We start from the raw sequence: 16,999 nt of genomic DNA on the forward strand, positions 1-16,999 counted from the left end.
GAATATTTAGATTACCTCTGTGATGATGAATGGATTAAGAAAGGAAGGGAGTGGAGATGGTGAGCAATAGAGAAGTGGTGATTGTAAGCGCAGTTCGTACGGCCATTGGCAGCTTTGGCGGAAGTTTGAGTCAGGTTCCGGCCACAAAACTTGGGGCTATCGTCATCGAAGGGGCCCTCCAACGGGCAGGATTATCCAAAGATCAAGTGGATGAAGTGATCATGGGAAATGTACTTCAGGCTGGGCTCGGTCAAAATCCGGCAAGGCAAGCGGCTATTCAGGCGGGAATCCCCCAGGAAATTCCCGCAATGACCATCAACAAAGTATGCGGCTCTGGACTGAAGGCAGTTCATTTAGCAACACAAGCGATATTGGCTGGTGATGCAGAAACAATCGTAGCCGGAGGGATGGAGAACATGAGTCAAGCTCCTTTTATATTGGAAGGAGCAAGGGAAGGCTTCCGCATGGGAGACCAGAAGATTGTTGACAGTATGATTCGGGATGGCTTATGGTGCGCCTTTAATGATTATCACATGGGAATAACGGCAGAAAATATCTGTGACACCTATGGATTATCCAGAGAAGAGTTGGATGAATTTGCGGCCTGGAGCCAGCAAAAGGCGGAACAGGCCATTAAAGACGGCAAATTTGCCGATGAAATTGTTCCGGTGACCATACCTCAGAAGAAAGGGGATCCCGTCACCTTCGCTGTCGATGAATTTCCAAGATTCGGAACAACCAAAGAGAAACTGGCCCATTTAAAACCTGCCTTTCGGAAGGATGGAAGAGTAACTGCAGGGAATGCCTCGGGCATTAATGACGGGGCTGCAGCCCTTGTGATCATGTCGAGGGAAAAGGCGGACCGAATGGGAATCAAGCCATTGGCTGTAATCCGCGGCAATGCCAGCGCCGGCGTTGATCCGAAGATCATGGGAATGGGTCCGGTTCCTGCTACCCAAAAAGTGCTTAAAAAGGCAGGAATCCGCTTGAAGGATATTGATTTGATAGAAGCAAATGAAGCCTTTGCTGCCCAATCCCTGGCGGTAGGAAAGGATTTGGAAATCCCTCGAGATAAATTAAATGTAAACGGCGGTGCCATCTCCCTTGGACATCCCATAGGAGCTAGCGGCGCCAGAATTTTGGTTACCCTGCTCCATGAATTAAAGAAAAGAGAGCAGGCCAAGTATGGTTTGGCTACCCTCTGTATCGGCGGAGGGCAAGGAGTATCTACTGTAGTAGAAAAAATATAAGCAAACCTGGTAATTGCCAAAAATTGCAGCAAAATTAGACATGTTTATCCTTGTGAAAAAGTTGACAAATATTCTTGCCTTTAGATAATATTGATGAGGATGATTGTAAAGGAAATGAGGAACGGCAGGATGTCCAAATTAGACAATCCGTGGCAGGCAATTATTTTTCTTGGAACCATAGGATTGGAATTAACCGTCACCACCCTCCTGGGATTTTTCGGAGGTAAGTATTTGGACGGCTTGTTTGGTACAAGCCCCATTTTTCTGATTGTCGGTGTGTTGTTAGGAATAGCTGCCGGGATATATACCATTACCTTATTAATAAAACCCTTTTTAGGAGACTAGCCATGGAGGATTTTACCCTCTGGATGAAAAAATTGTTTCAAATCGCATCATTCTTTTTTTTAGCCACGGGCCTGCTCTGGCTGGTTGTGCCGAACAGATCCTTCATCCAGGGATTGCTTCTTGGCATGGCAGTGAGTCTCATAAATGGGGTCATTCTTTTTATGAAAACATATCAACTGGGGAAATATATGAATCAAGGAAAGAGGCGGATTGGGGGTATGGGCATGATGCAGCGAATGCTCCTTGCCGGATTTGCCGTCTATGTTTCCGTGAAACGGCCTGAATTATTTTCCCTGGCAGGGGTATTGATAGGATTATTCCTCATTCAAATCCTAACCCTTCTGCTTTCATTTCGTATTACAAGGTTTACCCATAAAAATTAAATAAAAATTAGTTTTACCAAGATGCTTATGTGATGGGAGAAAGGGGTGAGAAACAGAAAATGGAAGCTTTTTCGCCGTATGTTGAATGGGAAATAGGTGGTCTGAGGCTGGCCTTTGATATTCCTACGATGATTATGTCCGTCATCGTGGCCCTGCTGGTGCTGCTCATATTAAGGTTGGGAACAAGAAATATGACATCAGGAGTGCCCAGGGGCTGGCAAAATTTTTTCGAATGGGTCATTGATTTTGTAAAGGGAATTGGTGGACAATTTATGGATGCGAAAACCACATCCAAATTTGTCACTCTGGCCCTCACCCTGTTCCTTTATATTTTTCTGGCGAATCAGGTGGGATTGCTCTTTACCACATTCCACATTGAATTCGAAAAGCCCGTTGAATCCATAGGGATTACTGAGGAGCTGATAGAAGAAGCAAAGGAACATGGAGAAGAAGGCGTCCTGACAGCCTGGTGGAAATCACCGACAGCCAATCCCAGTGTTACCTTTGCATTAGCCCTGATGGTTTTAATCTATTCTCACTATTTAGGGATTAAGAAAAATCCACGGGCCTATGTAAAGCACTACTTTGAACCATACCCGGCACTTTTTATCATTCACTTTTTGGAGGATTTTGTCATCAAGGTGCTGACACTGCCCCTTCGTCTATTCGGAAACATTTTTGCCGGTGAGGTGCTCATCTTATTCCTTGCCGCAGGTTTCTGGGCAGCAACATCAGTACCCCTTATCATCTGGTTAGGTTACTCCGTATTCGTCGGAGCCATCCAGGCCTACATTTTTGTCACCTTGACATTGGTTTATATTTCTCAAAAGGTTAGTGACCATCACTAATTCATCTTTTGAGTGATGATCTTCATCAAAAACATGGATATTAATACAGGGAGGGAAAAAACATGGATTTTGCGATTGCATTAGGATTAATCTTTGGTTTAGCCGCTGTAGGAGCTGGGATTGGAAACGGTTTGGTTATCAGCCGTACAATCGAGGGAACTGCCCGTCAACCAGAAGCTCGCGGCAGCTTGATGGGTCTTATGTTCTTGGGATTAGGTCTTGTAGAAGCTCTGCCCATCATCGCCGTTGCCATTGGATTTATTCTCTTTGGCCGTCTGTAAGTGCCAGCGTCCTCTGAGTGGTTTTAGAGGAAAGAGCATGGGGCGGGGGCAAGGAACCTTCGCCTTCCTTTTGTAAGCTCAACCCTTCAAATTGAAGTGGTAAGTCCAACAGTTTCATTGAAAGAAAGTAAAGTGGTGTTCCCCTGATCCAAGAGAAGGGAGTGAATAAGGATAAGATGATAGAATTTGGCGAAGTGCGTCTTGAATTTGGGACATTAATATTTCAGGTCATATTATTTTTAATCTTGTTATGGCTTGTTCGCAAATATGCCATGGGTCCGGCCATGAGCGTGCTGCAAAAGCGGCAGGATCATATTGAAAATCAAATTGCCACCGCAGAAAAAAGCCGCGCCGAGGCGGAAAGATTGCTTGAAGAGCAGCGGAATCTGCTTCAGCAGGCCCGTAAGGAAGCCCATGACATGCTGGAAAGGGCCAAGGTACAAAGCGACCGGGAAGCCAGGGAAATCCTTGAGGATGCTAAGGCACAAGCCGGCAGAATTTTGGAAGATGCCAAAGCCGAGATTAATAGAGAAAGGGAGAAAGCAGTGGCTGAACTTCGCAACCAAGTGGGTTCCCTTTCTGTGGAGTTAGCTTCCAAAATCATTGAAAAAGAATTAGATCAAAAACAACAATCCAAGCTGATTGATGATTACTTAGAACAGGTAGGGGAGCGCTTATGATCAGTGGAGCAGTCGCAAAGCGCTATGCCCGTGCTTTGTTTGAAGTTGCGGAACAAAAAGGCAAGTTGGAAGAAGTGGAGAAAGATCTGACTGCCATGTTGGGAGTCTTAAATGAACATCCCGACCTCCGGAAATTATTGGCTCACCCAGGCTTACATGCCGAGGAAAAGAAAGAGCAGATGAAACTAATATTCTCCGGAAAATGGACAGAAGAAACGGAGAACTTTATATTCCTTCTCATTGACCGTCGCCGTGAACAAGTGTTGGAACAGGTGGTGGAGGAATATACTAAACTGGCCAACCAGGGGCGCGGTATCGCTGATGCCATTGTCACAACGGCACAGCCATTATCCAAAGAAGATGAGAATGAAATCGCACAAAGATTTGGGAAAGTCCTATCCAAGCAGTTGCGCATCACCAATGTGGTGGACAAAAACATCCTAGGAGGCATCGTTGTAAGGATAGGGGATCGAGTGTACGACGGGAGCATTGCAGGGAAGCTGAAGCGATTCAAGCAACAACTGCAGAACTCCTAATAAAGGCAGATAGGGGTGAAAATGGATGACCATCAAACCTGATGAGATTAGTTCGATTATTAAGCAACAAATTGAAAAATATAAATCAGTGGTTGAAGTTGTTGACGTAGGGACCGTTATTCAGGTTGGGGACGGAATTGCCCGTGTCCATGGATTGGAAAATGTAATGGCAGGGGAATTGCTCGAATTCTCTAATGGAGTAATGGGGATGGCCCAGAACCTTGAAGAGGATAACGTAGGGGTTATCATCATGGGACCCTACACAGAAATCCGAGAAGGGGATCAGGTGAAACGTACAGGACGGATCATGGAAGTTCCTGTCGGAGAAGCTCTCCTTGGCCGCGTTGTAAACCCATTGGGACAACCGGTGGATGGCTTGGGCCCAATTGAAACCAGCGAGTTCCGTCCTGTTGAAAACAGAGCACCTGGGGTTATTGACCGGAAATCCGTACATGAGCCGCTGCAAACCGGAATTAAAGCGATTGACTCCATGATTCCCATTGGTAGAGGCCAGCGGGAATTGATCATTGGGGACCGCCAAACCGGTAAAACTGCGGTGGCCATAGATACCATTATTAATCAAAAGGGTCAAGATGTGATTTGTATCTATGTGGCCATTGGACAAAAGCAATCCACCGTGGCCGGGGTAGTAGAAACCCTGAAAAAATTTGGAGCCATGGAATATACCATCGTCGTTACCGCCAGTGCCTCTGAGCCTGCGCCGCTGCTCTATCTGGCACCTTACTCCGGTGTAGCGATGGGCGAATATTTCATGTATAAAGGAAAGCACGTCCTTTGCATCTACGATGACTTATCTAAGCAAGCCGCTGCTTATCGTGAGCTTTCCTTGCTCCTTCGCCGTCCACCAGGACGTGAGGCATACCCAGGGGATGTCTTCTATCTGCACTCCCGCTTATTAGAGCGTGCAGCCAAGCTGAATGACGATCTCGGCGGCGGATCCTTAACTGCACTGCCATTTATCGAAACCCAGGCAGGGGACGTATCCGCCTATATTCCAACGAACGTGATTTCCATCACCGACGGACAGATCTTCCTGGAATCTGACCTATTCTATGCCGGTATTCGCCCGGCCGTGAACGCAGGGATTTCCGTATCCCGTGTAGGAGGGTCAGCCCAGATCAAAGCCATGAAGAAGGTTGCAGGAACCTTGAGGCTAGACCTGGCCCAGTACCGTGAACTTCAGGCCTTTGCCCAATTTGGTTCTGACCTGGATAAAGCGACCCAAGCTCGCTTGGCCCGTGGGGAACGTACCGTGGAAATCCTGAAGCAGGATCAATACCAGCCAATGCCGGTTGAAAAGCAGGTAATCAGTCTCTATGCCGTTACCAAGGGATTTGTGGACGACATTCCTGTAGCAGACGTTCGCCGCTTTGAAAAAGAGCTTCTTTCATATATTGAGCATAACCGGAAAGAACTCCTTGACCATATTAAAAACACAAAAGAGCTGCCGGACGAAAAAGAGCTAAATGCAGCCATCGAAGAATTTAAAAAGGGATTTGCCGTCTCGCAGTAAAAATTCCATAGACATGAGAGGCGAAAAACCTCGAAGGAAATAGATGAACGAACCCTTGACTTGTTAGGAAAAGGTGGTGAAGCAGAGTGCAAGGAACCCGTGAGATAAAACGGCGGATAAAAAGCGTCCAAAATACCCGTCAAATTACCAAGGCCATGGAAATGGTGGCAGCCGCCAAATTGCGCAGGTCCCAAGAGAGGGCTGAACAATCCAGGCCCTATGCAGAGAAAATGCGGGAAGTGATTGCAAGCATTGCCGCAGGAAGCAAAGGCATGAAACATCCGATGCTGATATCCCGGGAAGTGAAAAAGACGGGATATCTGGTCATCACTTCTGACCGGGGATTGGCGGGAGGATTTAACGGGAATATCCTGAGAAAAGTGGTAAGTACCATCCGTGAACGCCACAAATCCCAGGATGAATATGCCATCTTTGTCGTTGGGCGCAAAGGACGGGATTTCTTCAAACGCAGGAACTATCCATTAATTGGAGAAGTGATTGGTTTGTCCGATTATCCCACCTACGCGGATATCAGCCAGTTGGCGTCAAAAGCCGTCGGTATGTACGCGGATGGAACCTTTGATGAATTGTATCTGGTTTACAACAAATTTGTTAGTGCCATTCAGCAAGTACCGACAGAACAAAAACTTCTGCCATTGGAACAAGTATCCGTTGAAGAAAAAACATTATCCTATGAATATGAGCCTTCTTCCGAAGAAGTTTTGGCGGAACTTTTGCCAAAATATGCGGAAACCTTAATCTTTAGCGCGTTGTTGGATTCCAAGGCGAGTGAACAGGGAGCACGGATGACGGCAATGGGTAGCGCAACCGATAATGCAACAGAAATGATCAGCAAGTACACCCTGATGTATAACCGTGCACGTCAAGCTTCCATTACCCAGGAGATTTCTGAAATCGTGGGAGGAGCCAACGCCTTAAGTTAAATGAGATAGGAGGGAAAACGATGAGCAAAGGACGCGTTGTTCAGGTTATGGGTCCCGTTGTAGATATCGCCTTTGAACAGGGACATTTACCTGAGATTTACAATGCCATTAAGATAGATTACAAGGCTCAAGGTGCAGGAGAAGTAGATATTAACCTCACCGTTGAAGCCGCTGTACATCTGGGAGATAACGTGGTACGCTGTGTATCCATGGCTTCTACCGACGGCTTGAAGCGCGGTATGGAAGCAGTAGACACAGGAAAACCGATCTCTGTACCCGTAGGTCCTGAAGTGTTGGGACGACTCTTTAACGTATTGGGAGAAACCATCGATTTGAAGGGAGACGTTCAGGTAAAGGAACGTCATCCAATCCACCGTCCGGCTCCCAAATATGAAGAATTATCCACAACGGAAGAAATTTTGGAAACTGGAATTAAAGTGGTTGACTTGCTTGCACCATATGCCAAAGGGGGAAAAATCGGTCTCTTTGGAGGTGCAGGAGTAGGAAAAACCGTACTGATTCAGGAATTAATTAACAATATTGCCCAAGAGCACGGCGGATACTCCATCTTCGCCGGTGTAGGAGAACGGACCCGTGAAGGAAACGACCTGTATCATGAAATGATTGAATCCGGCGTTATCAGTAAAACCTCCATGGTATTTGGTCAGATGAACGAGCCACCGGGAGCCCGTCTCCGCGTAGCCTTGACCGGGTTGACCATGGCGGAGTATTTCCGTGACACTGAAGGACGTGACGTGCTTCTGTTTATTGATAACATTTTCCGCTTCACCCAGGCTGGTTCTGAAGTGTCCGCATTGTTGGGACGCATGCCATCAGCGGTAGGTTATCAACCGACACTAGCCACGGAAATGGGTCAATTGCAAGAACGGATTACCTCAACCAAGAAGGGTTCTGTAACCTCCATTCAGGCGATTTACGTGCCTGCCGATGACTATACAGACCCGGCTCCTGCAACCACATTTGCCCACTTGGATGCTACCACCAACCTGGACAGGGGGATTTCCGAAAAAGGAATTTACCCCGCGGTGGACCCATTGGCTTCCACCTCAAGAATGTTGTCTCCACAGATCGTAGGAGAAGAGCATTACCAAGTGGCCCGCGGTGTGCAGAGAATTTTGCAGCGGTATAAGGAATTGCAGGACATCATTGCCATCCTTGGGATGGACGAGTTGTCCGATGAAGACAAACTGACCGTAGCCCGTGCCCGTAGAATTGAACGTTTCCTGTCCCAGCCTTTCCACGTGGCCGAGCAATTTACCAACATTCCAGGGAAATATGTTCCTGTGAAAGAAACCGTTCGCGGATTCAAAGAAATCCTGGAAGGAAAACATGACGACTTGCCTGAAGCAGCCTTCTTGTTTGTCGGAACCATCGAAGAAGCTGTGGAAAAGGCAAAGAAAATGTAAGGCGACCCTGAACAAGGGGAGGATGAAGAATGAGTACATTCCGATTGGAAATTGTTACTCCGGAGCGCAAGGTATATAGCGATGACGTTAATTTCATCGTAGCCAGAGGAGTAGAAGGGGATTTGGGGATCTTAAGGGGACACATGCCCCTGGTAACCCCGTTGAAAATCAGTTCCCTTCGCATCAAGAAGGATGGAATTGAACAGGAAATGGCCATCAGCGGAGGCTTTCTCGAAGTGCGCGGGGACGTGGTCACCGTGCTGGCCGAAACGGCAGAACTGCCTGAAGAAATCGATGTAAACCGCGCTCTGGCTGCAAAGGAACGAGCCGAACGGCGCCTGGCCGAATCTGGACAGGAAGAAATTGATTTTAAAAGAGCCCAATTGGCACTCCAGAGGGCCCTTAACCGGATCCAGGTGGCCAAAAAGGCACAGAAATAGGAATAAACAAATAAAAAATCAGGGAAATGCAAATTTGCTCCCTGATTTTTTATTGTAAATGATTTTATTCATCAGTTAGACACATATTATCGGATTTGCTATAATTGATAGGGTGCCAAAATACTGCTCACGTGAATTTTGGCACAATTTAAGAGAGGAATGGAGGGAATGGGATGGAAATATACACCAATAATTACCTGATTGTAGCCATCTTTATCTTCCTGGGCATTCTCTTGCCGGTAGCCGCCCTCACCATCGGTCGTTTCTTACGACCCCATAATCCTACACCGGAGAAGAGAACCACCTATGAAAGCGGAAATGAAGCCATCGGCAGCAGTTGGGTGCGTTACAACGTTCGCTATTACATTTTTGCACTGATGTTTGTTGTTTTCGATGTTGAAACGGTATTTTTATATCCTTGGGCAGTGGCCTATGATAAGCTTGGTTTGTTTGCATTGATTGAAATGCTCATCTTCGTGACCATGCTATTCATGGGACTTATTTATGCCTGGAAGAAGAAGGTGTTAAAATGGATCTAAACTTGGAAAACCTTTCCTTAGAAGAGCAGGCTGAACTGAAGAGAAGCGTGATGTTTACCACCATGGAGGAAATAAAGGCATGGTCACGCAGCAACTCCCTGTGGCCCCTTGGCTTTGGATTAGCTTGCTGTGCTATTGAAATGATGGGAACCGGTGCATCCCATTACGATTTGGACCGTTTTGGAACGATTTTTCGGGCTTCCCCACGTCAATCCGATTTGATGATCGTGGCTGGAACGGTAACCAAGAAAATGGCACCCCTTTTGCGCCGACTGTACGATCAGATGGCAGAACCCAAATGGGTCATCGCCATGGGTTCATGCGCTACAGCAGGAGGTCCTTATGTCAACTCCTATGCCGTAGTGAAAGGTGTGGATCAAATCGTGCCAGTGGATGTCTACATTCCCGGATGTCCTCCAAGCCCGGTCGCACTAATATATGGCATTAATAAATTGCGTGAAAAAATTCGTTATGAGGCAAAAACCGGGAAGAAGGTGACCAGCCAATGAGCGAAAATGTAGAACAGTCTGCGTCTGTTAACCAGCCCCTTTTAGATAAATATGTGAAAATAATTACAGAAAAGTTTGGCGATCAAGTCATTGAAGACGCCTATATCAATCAAACCAGCAAGGATATTCCCACCCTTGTCATCAAGAAGGAGAGTTGGAAGGCTGTCGCAGAAGTTTTAAAGCAACATGAGGAATTGGCGTTTGATTACCTGTCCAACCTTCTCGGGGTTGACTATGAGAAACATATGGAGACGGTCTATTATTTCTACTCCTACAAGAATCGCCAGCCCCTGGCCGTTCGGGTGAAATTGGATCGGGAAAAACCGGAAGTGGATTCCATCACTTCCCTATGGAGCGGAGCCAATTGGAATGAAAGGGAAACCTATGACTTGCTGGGGATTGTGTTTAAAGGTCACCCCAACCTATCTCGTATCCTGCTCCCAGAGGATTGGGTCGGATATCCGCTTCGCAAAGATTACCAGCCTTATGATGAGGGGGTGTAGGAAATGGCGAATCAGATTCGTACAGAAGAAATATTGCTAAACGTGGGTCCCCAGCACCCTAGTACCCATGGTGTTTTCCGCATGATTGTTAAATTGGACGGAGAAATCATTACAGAAGTGACTCCAGTTATAGGATATCTCCATCGGGGAACTGAAAAACTGGCTGAAGATCTCAATTACACCCAAATTATTCCTTTTACAGACCGTATGGACTACTTGTCTGCCATGACCAACAACTATGTCATCTGTCACGCGGTTGAAACGCTGATGGGAATAGAGGTTCCGGAACGGGCGGAATATCTCAGGGTGATTGTCATGGAACTGCAGAGAATCGCCAGCCACCTGGTTTGGTTTGGAACCTATTTATTAGACATCGGAGCCATGAGCCCATTCCTTTATGCCTTCAGGGATCGGGAAATGATTGTCAATATGTTTAATGAATTGTGCGGTGCCAGACTCACCTATAACTACATGAGAGTCGGGGGAGTCAAATGGGATGCCCCTGAAGGATGGATTCAAAAGGTTAGAGACTTTGTCCCCTATATGAGGGAACAATTGGAAGGTTACCATCGACTGGTCTCGGGAAATGAGATTTTCCTGAATCGTGTAAAAGGTGTAGGAACCTATGATGCGCAGACCGCCATCAATTACTCTCTGAGCGGTGCTAACTTAAGGTGTACCGGAGTGAAATGGGATCTCCGAAAGGATGAGCCATACTCCATCTATGACCGCTTTGATTTTGATATCCCCGTGCAAACAAGTGGGGATTGCTATGCCCGTTATTTGATTCGGATGGAAGAAATGGCCCAATCCCTACGCATTGTGGAGCAGGCGGTGGAGCAGTTCCCGGAAGGGGGAGAAATTATGGCGAAGGTACCAAGGGTTCTTCGTGGTCCTAAGGATGCCGAAACCTTTGTCAGAATAGAATCTCCCCGTGGTGAAATTGGATGCTATATCTCCAGCAACGGAAAAGATAAACCCTACCGCATCAAGTTTCGCAGACCTTCCTTCGTCAATTTGCAGATTTTGCCTAAAGTGCTGGTGGGTGAAAACATTGCCAACATGATTGCCATTCTCGGTGGGGTCGATATTGTTCTTGGGGAGGTTGATGGTTAATGGTCCAATATTTGCAGCAACCGTTAAACTGGGTAAACGGAACGGTATTTGCTCTCTCCGGAGTTGTTTTCCTTTTCATAATATTAGGCTTTGTAACCTATGCCATCTACTTCCAGCGCAAATTATTGGGTTGGATGCAGCTGAGGATAGGCCCTAACCGGGTAGGCCCCCTTGGCCTATTGCAAACCGTGGCAGATGTACTCAAGCTATTGATCAAAGAGGATATCATTCCGGCTAAAGCAGATAAGCCGTTGTTTATATTGGCGCCTGTCATCGCTTTTGTCCCTTCCTTTGCGGTATTGGCTACCCTCCCCTTTTCCGAAACCCTGGGCTTTGCAGATTTGGGTGTAGGCTTGCTTTACTATATCGCCGTATCAGGAATTACAACCATTGGGGTGTTAGCTGGAGGATGGGCATCCCATAACAAGTGGGCAATTTTAGGAGCTTTGCGGGCCGTTGCCCAAATGATCAGTTATGAAATTCCATTGGTCATGTCCGTCATCGGGGTGGTACTCCTGACCGGAAGCCTCAATCTAAGAGATATTGTCGAAGCCCAAAGCGGAGGGATCTGGAACTGGTTCTTCCTGGTGCAGATTCTTGGATTTTTAATCTTTGTTGTCGCTGCTGTTGCCGAACTGAACCGGACGCCATTTGACCTCCCGGAAGCGGAGTCGGAGTTGATTGCAGGATACAACGTAGAGTACAGCGGTTTCCGTTTTGCCTTCTTTATGTTGGCAGAATATGTGTATTTGTTTGGAATGTCAGCAATAGCCACCTTGGTTTTCCTTGGAGGATGGAATCCGCCCTTTGAATTTTTAGCCTTTATTCCAGGGATTATCTGGTTTATCCTTAAATTTTCTTTCGCTGTCTTCTTTATCTTTTGGCTGCAAGCGACATTGCCCCGTGTGAGAGCAGACCAGTTAATGACCTTTGGCTGGAAAGTGCTGATTCCGCTCTCCTTGTTAAACATCTTTATTACGGCTTTGATTAAAACGATTGTGTAATGGGGGTGAAAACATGCTAGGCATAGCAAAAGGATTAGGGTACACCCTGAAACAGTTGACCAAGAAAAAAGTAACCCATATGTATCCGGACGTACCGTATGAAATGCCGGACCGTTTTCGCGGAATTCAGCATTTTTATCCGGAGAAATGTATCGTCTGTAATCAGTGTGCAAGGATTTGTCCGACCGGTTGCATTAATCTTGTAGGAAAGCCTCACCCTGATCCCACGAAAAAAGGAAAAGTCATTGATACCTATGATATCAACTTTGAACTTTGTATCCTTTGCGACTTGTGTACGGAAGTTTGTCCCACTGAGGCTATTGTAATGACCAATAATTTCGAGCTGGCTGCCTACAGCCGGGATGAATTGTTTAAGGATATCAAATGGCTCCATGAAAATGACACCAACATTAGGAAGGGGAATAAGCCATGAGCGGAGGTTTAATAGCTTTCTTTATCCTAGCCATCCTTACCTTAGGTGGAGCCTTCTTTATGCTCAACTTTACCAAAGTGGTCCATATGGCCATTTCCATGGCTCTAACCTTTCTCAGTATTGCCGGACTGTTTGTTCTTTTGGAAGCGGAATTTATTGCCTTTGTTCAGGTGATGATATATACCGGTGCGATAACCATTATTGCTCTCTTTGGAATCATGCTCACGCGGCATGACACCGATGATGAAGAGAAGAAACGTCCAGGCCATAAATTTTTCGTATTTATCCTGGCTGCAGTTTTGTTTGGGTTCCTGTTTATGGGGATCAATGGGATGGTTTCTCCAAGTGAGGCCCAGCTTGCTGAACAAAATACATCCATGATCGGACAGCAGTTGTTTACCAACTACGTCATTCCCTTTGAATTGGCATCTATACTACTATTAGTTGCCATGATGGGAGCAATTATCATTGCAAAAAGGGAGGCGGATAAGTAATGGGAGTCCCATTGGCCTCTTATCTATTGGTGGCCGCTCTACTTTTTTGTATCGGATTGTATGGAGCGTTAACCAAAAGAAACGCCGTGATCGTCTTATTGTCCATTGAATTAATGCTGAATGCCGTCAATATTAATCTGGTAGCATTTGCTAAATATGGCCTGTTTGCCAATATTGCCGGACAAATTTTCACCCTGTTTACCATGACGGTGGCCGCTGCCGAAGCGTCCGTAGGGCTAGCGATTCTCATCGCCCTCTACCGCAATAGGGGTACCGTAAACGTAGATGAGATGGATATTATGAAGCGATAATGCTGAAGAAGGACGGGTGATCAAATGTTAGAAAATGCATGGCTGATACCTCTCTTTCCGCTACTAGCCTTTATCCTGCTCGTAGCTTTCGGCCGCCAGTTGAAGGAAGGTGCATCCTATATCGGAATCATTGCCGTATTTGGTTCCTTTGTTCTGGCACTATTTACACTCATAGAGAGGTTTGGCGAAAACGCAGAAAATGTCAATCGTAGCATTGAATGGTTGACCATTGGAGATAAAGTGATTAATGTGGGGTTTGAAGTAAACCCATTAAATGCCCTTATGCTGTTTGTCGTGACCTTTGTCAGTCTCCTGGTTCACATCTACTCCAAAGGATATATGCATGAAGATGATCGTGTGCCAGTCTTTTATTCCTATTTAGCCCTCTTTACCTTCTCCATGCTCGGGTTGGTCATTTCACCCAACCTCCTGCAAATCTATATTTTCTGGGAGTTGGTAGGGGTATGCTCGTTCCTCCTTGTCGGTTTCTGGTACTTTAAACCGGAAGCAAAGGCTGCTGCGAAGAAAGCCTTTATGGTGACCAGGATCGGAGATGTCGGATTTTTTATCGGGATCGCTCTGATTTTTTGGCAGGTGGGAAGCCTGGATAATTCAGAGATCTTTGCTGCTGTCGGTGACGGCCGGTTAAGCGGAGGAATGCTGACACTGGTGGCGATCCTTGTGTTCATCGGGGCCATCGGAAAATCTGGCCAATTCCCCCTTCATACCTGGTTGCCCGATGCGATGGAAGGTCCCACTCCCGTTTCCGCGTTAATCCACGCCGCAACCATGGTGGCTGCCGGAGTTTACTTGGTTGCCAGCGTGTTCCCGCTGTTCAGCGCATCTCCAGTAGCCCTGGATGTAGTGGCCTATACCGGTGGGATTACCGCCATCTTTGCCGCATCCATCGGTTTGGTGCAGAACGATATCAAAAGAATTATTGCTTACTCCACCGTAAGCCAATTGGGATACATGATGCTGGCCCTGGGGGCCATGGGATATGTGGGAGGAGTATTCCATTTATATACCCACGCCTTCTTTAAAGCGTTGTTGTTCCTGTCTGCCGGTAGCGTCATCCATGCCGTTCACACCCAAAACATTCAGGAAATGGGCGGTTTATGGAAGAAGATGAAAATTACCGGATGGAGTTTCCTTATCGGGGCCCTTGCCTTATCCGGAATCTTCCCCTTTGCCGGATTTTGGTCCAAGGATGAAATCCTGGTATCCGTATGGCACGACGGGCGGATTGGCTTGTTCTGGATAGGCGTTGTAGCCGCCTTCTTCACCGCATTTTATATCTTCCGGATCTTCTTTATGGTCTTTACTGGAGAACAGAAGGGAACCCAAGTTCACGAATCCCCGTTGGTCATGACCGTTCCCATGATTATTTTAGCCATTATGGCGACGGTTGCTGGATTGATCAACACGCCATTTAATCCGATTTTGGGCGAATGGCTAACCAATGGCTGGACTCAATTCGGAACAGAAGAAGAACCGGTTGTTTGGATTCAGATGGTAGCTCTTCTCATTTCCTTGTCCGGAATCCTGCTGGCCTGGCTCATGTATGGAAAGAAGAGCGTGTCCAGAGATGTTCTTGTGAAACCATTCCCATGGGCGTACAAGGTCCTGTTTCATAAATATTATGTGGATGAGTTTTACGGAACGGCTTTTGTAAAGCCCCTTGGTGTACTGGGACGTGCCGCCTTTTTCTTTGATCGAGTCATCGTAGACGGATTGGTACAACTGGTGGCCAAGTTAACCGCCGGTATCGGAGCATGGGGCGCAAGGTTACAAAACGGGCGGATTCAAACCTATGGAGCTGTGGCCCTGTTGGGTCTGGTCCTCCTCATTCTCGGATTGTCCGTAGCAGGGGGGTACTTTGGCATATGAACAATCTATTAACGATATTAACCTTTTCCCCGGTTTTAGGGATTTTAATCCTGCTACTTGTGCCGCGGGATAAAGCGGGAGTCATTAAGTGGGTCGGAATTTTATCCACCCTTCTGCCGTTGGCGATTGCTCTTTTCTTGTACGGAAACTTTGATTTTACCACTGATGAGATGCAGTTCCAGGAAAATTACTCCTGGATTTCCATTCCGTTTGGCACAAGCCCAGCGGGACAGCCGGTATTTTTAAGCCTGGATTATCAGCTTGGCCTAGATGGGTTATCCCTGGCCTTGGTGATCTTGAGTACCTTGATCAGTACCATGGCAGCCGTTGCCGCCATGAGTATCACCAAGCGCTGGAAAGAGTTTTTCATTCTTTTCCTGATCAATGAGATCGGAATGTTGGGAGTGTTTCTTTCCCTGAACCTGTTCCTGTTCTTCGTTTTCTTTGAAGTTTCACTGGTGGCCTTCTTCTTCCTGATCGCCATTTGGGGATATGTGGATAGGGAAAAGGCGGCCATGAAGTTTTTGATTTACAATGGGGTGGGTTCTGCTATCATGCTGATTGCCTTTGTGGCCATCTTTATGAAGCTGGGAACCCTTGAGATTGCTGAAATTACCCAGTATTTGACCAATCCCATGTCCCCGGTGAACGCGGCAGACAGTCCATTCTACCTGGATTATGGATTCCGCCTGGCCTTGATGATTTCTCTCTTGATCGCCTTTGGAATCAAGCTGCCCATCTTCCCGGTGCACACCTGGATGCTGCGCATCTATACCGATGCCCATCCGGCAGTGGTGATGATCCACTCTGCCGTCCTTTTAAAAATTGGAGCCTACGGATTAATCCGCTTTAATGCAGGATTCTTCCCAGAGGTGATGAGCGATCTGGCTACGTTTATCGCCATCCTAGGGGTTATCAATATCCTCTACGGTGCGGTACTAGCTTTTGTCCAGAAGGATCTGAAAATGGTGCTGGCCTATTCCAGTTTGAGTCACATGGGAATCGTCCTTCTCGGACTGGCGGCATTAAACTTTGCCGGACTTCAGGGAGCAATATTCCAAACCATCTCCCATGGTCTGATTTCCGCGTTGCTAATGTTTGTAGTGGGAATCATCTATGAACGGACCCAAACCTCCTATATTCACGAACTGGGGGGATTGGCCAAGTCCATGCCATACATCAGCGGAATTTTGCTCACCGCAGCGATGGCAAACTTGGGATTGCCCGGACTCTCAGGATTTATCAGTGAATTCCTGGCCTACCTCGGATTATTTGGCGTCATGCCGGTGTGGGCAACCATTGGAGCTTTGGGAATTATCTTGACAGCAGCGTATATGCTGCGGGCCGTACTGCGCTCAACCTTTGGACAAATGCCTGAAAGATGGGCCGATTTAAAGGATGCGCAACCCCTTGAAGCCATTCCCATGGTAGTATTAATCGGGTTTATCGTATTAATCGGGGTATACCCTGCCGTTTTGAGTGAACCCCTGCAAGCTACCATTCAAAATATCGTGTTAAGGATAGGGGGGTAA

The 16,999-nt window shown here is 46.8% G+C and carries 21 protein-coding genes; all 21 read left to right on the forward strand.

The window, feature by feature from the left end; all coding sequences use genetic code 11:
• The first annotated feature begins 59 nt into the window (after nt 1–59).
• The 21 genes from L1765_RS04305 (at nt 60) to L1765_RS04405 (ending at nt 16,999) form a co-directional block, all read left to right on the forward strand.
• Complete coding sequence (locus L1765_RS04305) at nt 60–1,250, forward strand: acetyl-CoA C-acetyltransferase (RefSeq protein WP_329609985.1); 1,191 nt, start codon at nt 60–62, stop codon at nt 1,248–1,250.
• Nucleotides 1,251–1,379: 129 nt separating this feature from the next.
• Nucleotides 1,380–1,595 carry an AtpZ/AtpI family protein gene (locus tag L1765_RS04310; protein WP_236405421.1) on the forward strand — a complete coding sequence of 72 codons (216 nt, stop codon included), beginning with the start codon at nt 1,380–1,382 and terminating at the stop codon, nt 1,593–1,595.
• 2 nt (nt 1,596–1,597) lie between these two features.
• Nucleotides 1,598–1,978 (forward strand): ATP synthase subunit I, encoded by a 381-nt coding sequence (locus L1765_RS04315; protein ID WP_236405422.1) that lies wholly within the window; start codon nt 1,598–1,600, stop codon nt 1,976–1,978.
• A 59-nt stretch (nt 1,979–2,037) separates the two neighbouring features.
• Nucleotides 2,038–2,826, forward strand: coding sequence for a F0F1 ATP synthase subunit A (gene atpB, locus L1765_RS04320; protein ID WP_236405423.1), 789 nt, complete (start codon nt 2,038–2,040; stop codon nt 2,824–2,826).
• Nucleotides 2,827–2,888: 62 nt separating this feature from the next.
• Complete coding sequence (gene atpE / locus L1765_RS04325) at nt 2,889–3,107, forward strand: F0F1 ATP synthase subunit C (RefSeq protein ID WP_236405424.1); 219 nt, start codon at nt 2,889–2,891, stop codon at nt 3,105–3,107.
• Between the two features lie 176 nt (nt 3,108–3,283).
• On the forward strand, nt 3,284–3,787 hold the full coding sequence (gene atpF / locus L1765_RS04330; RefSeq protein WP_236405493.1) for a F0F1 ATP synthase subunit B: 504 nt from the start codon (nt 3,284–3,286) through the stop codon (nt 3,785–3,787).
• A complete protein-coding gene (locus tag L1765_RS04335) occupies nt 3,784–4,323 on the forward strand; it encodes a F0F1 ATP synthase subunit delta (protein ID WP_236405425.1) in 540 nt (179 codons plus the stop codon). Before atpF ends, L1765_RS04335 begins: the two co-directional genes overlap by 4 nt.
• Before the next feature lie 25 nt (nt 4,324–4,348).
• Nucleotides 4,349–5,857 carry a F0F1 ATP synthase subunit alpha gene (atpA, locus tag L1765_RS04340; RefSeq protein WP_236405426.1) on the forward strand — a complete coding sequence of 503 codons (1,509 nt, stop codon included), beginning with the start codon at nt 4,349–4,351 and terminating at the stop codon, nt 5,855–5,857.
• A gap of 86 nt (nt 5,858–5,943) precedes the next feature.
• Nucleotides 5,944–6,801, forward strand: a complete 858-nt coding sequence (gene atpG / locus L1765_RS04345; RefSeq protein WP_236405427.1) for an ATP synthase F1 subunit gamma — start codon at nt 5,944–5,946, stop codon at nt 6,799–6,801.
• 20 nt (nt 6,802–6,821) lie between these two features.
• Nucleotides 6,822–8,228, forward strand: a complete 1,407-nt coding sequence (atpD, locus tag L1765_RS04350; protein ID WP_236405428.1) for a F0F1 ATP synthase subunit beta — start codon at nt 6,822–6,824, stop codon at nt 8,226–8,228.
• Nucleotides 8,229–8,257: 29 nt separating this feature from the next.
• On the forward strand, nt 8,258–8,668 hold the full coding sequence (locus L1765_RS04355; protein WP_236405429.1) for a F0F1 ATP synthase subunit epsilon: 411 nt from the start codon (nt 8,258–8,260) through the stop codon (nt 8,666–8,668).
• 173 nt (nt 8,669–8,841) lie between these two features.
• Nucleotides 8,842–9,207, forward strand: a complete 366-nt coding sequence (locus tag L1765_RS04360) for an NADH-quinone oxidoreductase subunit A (RefSeq protein WP_236405430.1) — start codon at nt 8,842–8,844, stop codon at nt 9,205–9,207.
• On the forward strand, nt 9,198–9,716 hold the full coding sequence (locus L1765_RS04365; protein ID WP_236405431.1) for a NuoB/complex I 20 kDa subunit family protein: 519 nt from the start codon (nt 9,198–9,200) through the stop codon (nt 9,714–9,716). Before L1765_RS04360 ends, L1765_RS04365 begins: the two co-directional genes overlap by 10 nt.
• Nucleotides 9,713–10,219, forward strand: coding sequence for an NADH-quinone oxidoreductase subunit C (locus L1765_RS04370; protein WP_329609986.1), 507 nt, complete (start codon nt 9,713–9,715; stop codon nt 10,217–10,219). The genes L1765_RS04365 and L1765_RS04370 overlap by 4 nt, the downstream gene beginning before the upstream one ends.
• A 3-nt stretch (nt 10,220–10,222) precedes the next feature.
• Nucleotides 10,223–11,335 carry an NADH-quinone oxidoreductase subunit D gene (locus L1765_RS04375; protein ID WP_236405432.1) on the forward strand — a complete coding sequence of 371 codons (1,113 nt, stop codon included), beginning with the start codon at nt 10,223–10,225 and terminating at the stop codon, nt 11,333–11,335.
• Nucleotides 11,335–12,339 (forward strand): NADH-quinone oxidoreductase subunit NuoH, encoded by a 1,005-nt coding sequence (nuoH, locus tag L1765_RS04380; protein WP_236405433.1) that lies wholly within the window; start codon nt 11,335–11,337, stop codon nt 12,337–12,339. The genes L1765_RS04375 and nuoH overlap by 1 nt, the downstream gene beginning before the upstream one ends.
• Nucleotides 12,340–12,352: 13 nt before the next feature.
• Nucleotides 12,353–12,772 carry an NADH-quinone oxidoreductase subunit NuoI gene (gene nuoI, locus L1765_RS04385; protein ID WP_236405434.1) on the forward strand — a complete coding sequence of 140 codons (420 nt, stop codon included), beginning with the start codon at nt 12,353–12,355 and terminating at the stop codon, nt 12,770–12,772.
• A complete protein-coding gene (locus L1765_RS04390; RefSeq protein WP_236405435.1) occupies nt 12,769–13,266 on the forward strand; it encodes an NADH-quinone oxidoreductase subunit J in 498 nt (165 codons plus the stop codon). The genes nuoI and L1765_RS04390 overlap by 4 nt, the downstream gene beginning before the upstream one ends.
• Nucleotides 13,266–13,577 (forward strand): NADH-quinone oxidoreductase subunit NuoK, encoded by a 312-nt coding sequence (gene nuoK, locus L1765_RS04395; protein WP_236405436.1) that lies wholly within the window; start codon nt 13,266–13,268, stop codon nt 13,575–13,577. The genes L1765_RS04390 and nuoK overlap by 1 nt, the downstream gene beginning before the upstream one ends.
• 24 nt (nt 13,578–13,601) lie before the next feature.
• Nucleotides 13,602–15,467: an NADH-quinone oxidoreductase subunit L gene (gene nuoL / locus L1765_RS04400; RefSeq protein WP_236405437.1), complete on the forward strand. Its 1,866-nt coding sequence runs from the start codon at nt 13,602–13,604 to the stop codon at nt 15,465–15,467.
• Complete coding sequence (locus tag L1765_RS04405) at nt 15,464–16,999, forward strand: complex I subunit 4 family protein (RefSeq protein ID WP_236405438.1); 1,536 nt, start codon at nt 15,464–15,466, stop codon at nt 16,997–16,999. The genes nuoL and L1765_RS04405 overlap by 4 nt, the downstream gene beginning before the upstream one ends.

It is taken from the genome of Microaerobacter geothermalis, assembly GCF_021608135.1.
In the GTDB taxonomy this organism is placed as follows: domain Bacteria; phylum Bacillota; class Bacilli; order DSM-22679; family DSM-22679; genus Microaerobacter; species Microaerobacter geothermalis.